The sequence below is a fragment of the Pseudomonas sp. Pseusp97 genome, from assembly GCF_047304025.1.
GTDB lineage: Bacteria > Pseudomonadota > Gammaproteobacteria > Pseudomonadales > Pseudomonadaceae > Pseudomonas.
This window is the reverse complement of record NZ_JBGLYK010000418.1, coordinates 1-1,824: the sequence shown is the minus strand read 5'-3', so window position 1 is coordinate 1,824 and position 1,824 is coordinate 1. Positions and strand designations below refer to the sequence as shown.

Here is a 1,824-nt window from a genome sequence, read left to right as displayed (position 1 = left end):
GGGCCCCGCTGCTAACCCTTTGGTGGCGGGTGTTCATTTTTTTTGGTACCCGGGGCCCTCCACACCATCCTACGTTGTGCAGCGGCCCGCTCTGACCTACCCGCGCAACGCCGGATGCGCCCGCAAGCGCGGCACCACGAAATCCAGGAAGGTGCGCACCCGCGCCGCCGCGCGACGGCCTTCGCGGTAGATCAGTTGCACCGGCAGCCCCGGCGCCGCGTAATCCTGCAGTACCACTTGCAGACGCCCGCTGCTCAGCTCGGCATGCGCCTCGTGGCTCATGCAGCGGGTCAGCCCGAGTTCCAGGCTGGCCGCGCGGATTGCCGCGTGGGTGGTGCTGCACGACAGGCGCGGAGCAAGACGCACCGAACGCGCCGAATCCTGGTGGCGGAAGCGCCATTCGCTGACCGCGCCCTGGCTGCCGGAGACGATGATGCGGTGCGCCTTGAGGTCTTCCGGCGCTTGCGGCACCCCGTGCCGCGCGAGGTAGCCGGGCGCTGCGCAGATCACCGGCCGCACCGTGCCCACCGGCACGGCAAAGCCGGAGGAATCGGGCAGGGCGCCTATCACCAGGGCCACGTCGATGCCGTCTTCCAGCAGGCGCGGCAGGTCTTCGCGGTGCCGGCTGGCCAGGCGCACCTCGGGAAAGGCGGCCAGGTAATCCAGCGCGATGGGCGCGAAGATCCGGTCGGCCATCAGCAGCGGCAGGCTGAGGTTGAGTTGCCCCGCCGGATGCGCCTGCAGGCCGTCGAGCGAGCCTTCCGACTCGTCGATGCCCTGGAGAATCTGCCGGCAGCTGGTGGCGAAGGCTTCGCCGCTGGCGCTCAGGGTGACGCCGCGCGGACTGCGCACCAGCAGCTGGCACTGCAGGCGGGTTTCCAAGGCGGCGACCAGGCGCATCACCGTCGCGGTGGAGAGCTCCAGTAGCCGCGCACCCGCGGCGAGACTGCCGGAGCGCGCCACGGCGTCGAACGCCTGCATTTCCCGGTAGCGGCTCACGGCTGCCCGGTTCGCAGGGCCGGATCGGCGCGCAGGCGTTGCGCGCAATGATCGACGAAGCTGCGCACCTTCGCCGGGAGCCTCGCGCCGTCCTGGTAGAGCAGGTGGATCGGCAGCGGCGCGGTGGAGTATTCGTCGAGGACGATCTCCAGCTCGCCGCGCGCCACGGCCTCGGCCGCCTGGTACGAGAGCACGCGGGTAAAGCCCCAGCCCAGCCGCGCGGCGTGGATCGCTGCGTTGTTCGAGCTGACCGCGAAGCGTGACGGTGGGCGCAGGGTCAGCGGGCCGTCCGCCGTGATGAACTGCCAGTCGGTCAGCAGCACGCTGGTGGTGGCCATCACCACCGGCGCGCCGAGCAGGTCGTTGGGATGTTGCGGGCGTCCGTGACGGTCGAGGAAAGCGGGGGAGGCGCAGACCACCGGGCGGATTTCGCCGACCTTCAGCGCGGTCAGGCTGCCTTCGGGCAACAGGCCGATGCGCACGGCGACGTCGATGCCTTCATCGAGCATGTTCACCACGCGGTCCACCAGCAGCGCATTGACCGTCACCTCGGCGTGGGCGTCCAGGTAGCTGGCGATCAGCGGGATCAGGTACAGCTCCCCGAACAGCACCGGGGCGGTCACCGTCAGGTTGCCCCGCGGCCGCAGGACGCTGCCCGAAGCCAGCTCTTCGGCTTCCTCCAGTTCCTGCAGGATGCGCCGGCAGTCCTCGACATAGCGCTGGCCAGCCTCGGTCAGCCGAACGCTGCGGGTGCTGCGGGCGAGCAGCAGGGTGCCCAGGCGCTGCTCCAGCGCGGCGATGGCGCGGGTCACGCTGGGCGGCGAC

The 1,824-nt window shown here is 70.6% G+C and carries 2 protein-coding genes; both read right to left on the bottom strand.

Annotated elements, in window-relative coordinates:
• Positions 1 to 96: 96 nt before the first annotated feature.
• On the bottom strand, positions 97 to 999 hold the full coding sequence (locus ACCC94_RS29550; protein ID WP_413353138.1) for a LysR family transcriptional regulator: 903 nt from the start codon (positions 997 to 999) through the stop codon (positions 97 to 99).
• Positions 996 to 1,824, bottom strand: an 829-nt coding sequence (locus tag ACCC94_RS29545; protein WP_413353136.1) for a LysR family transcriptional regulator, incomplete at its 5' end; no start/stop codon positions are given. The genes ACCC94_RS29550 and ACCC94_RS29545, both read right to left, overlap by 4 nt.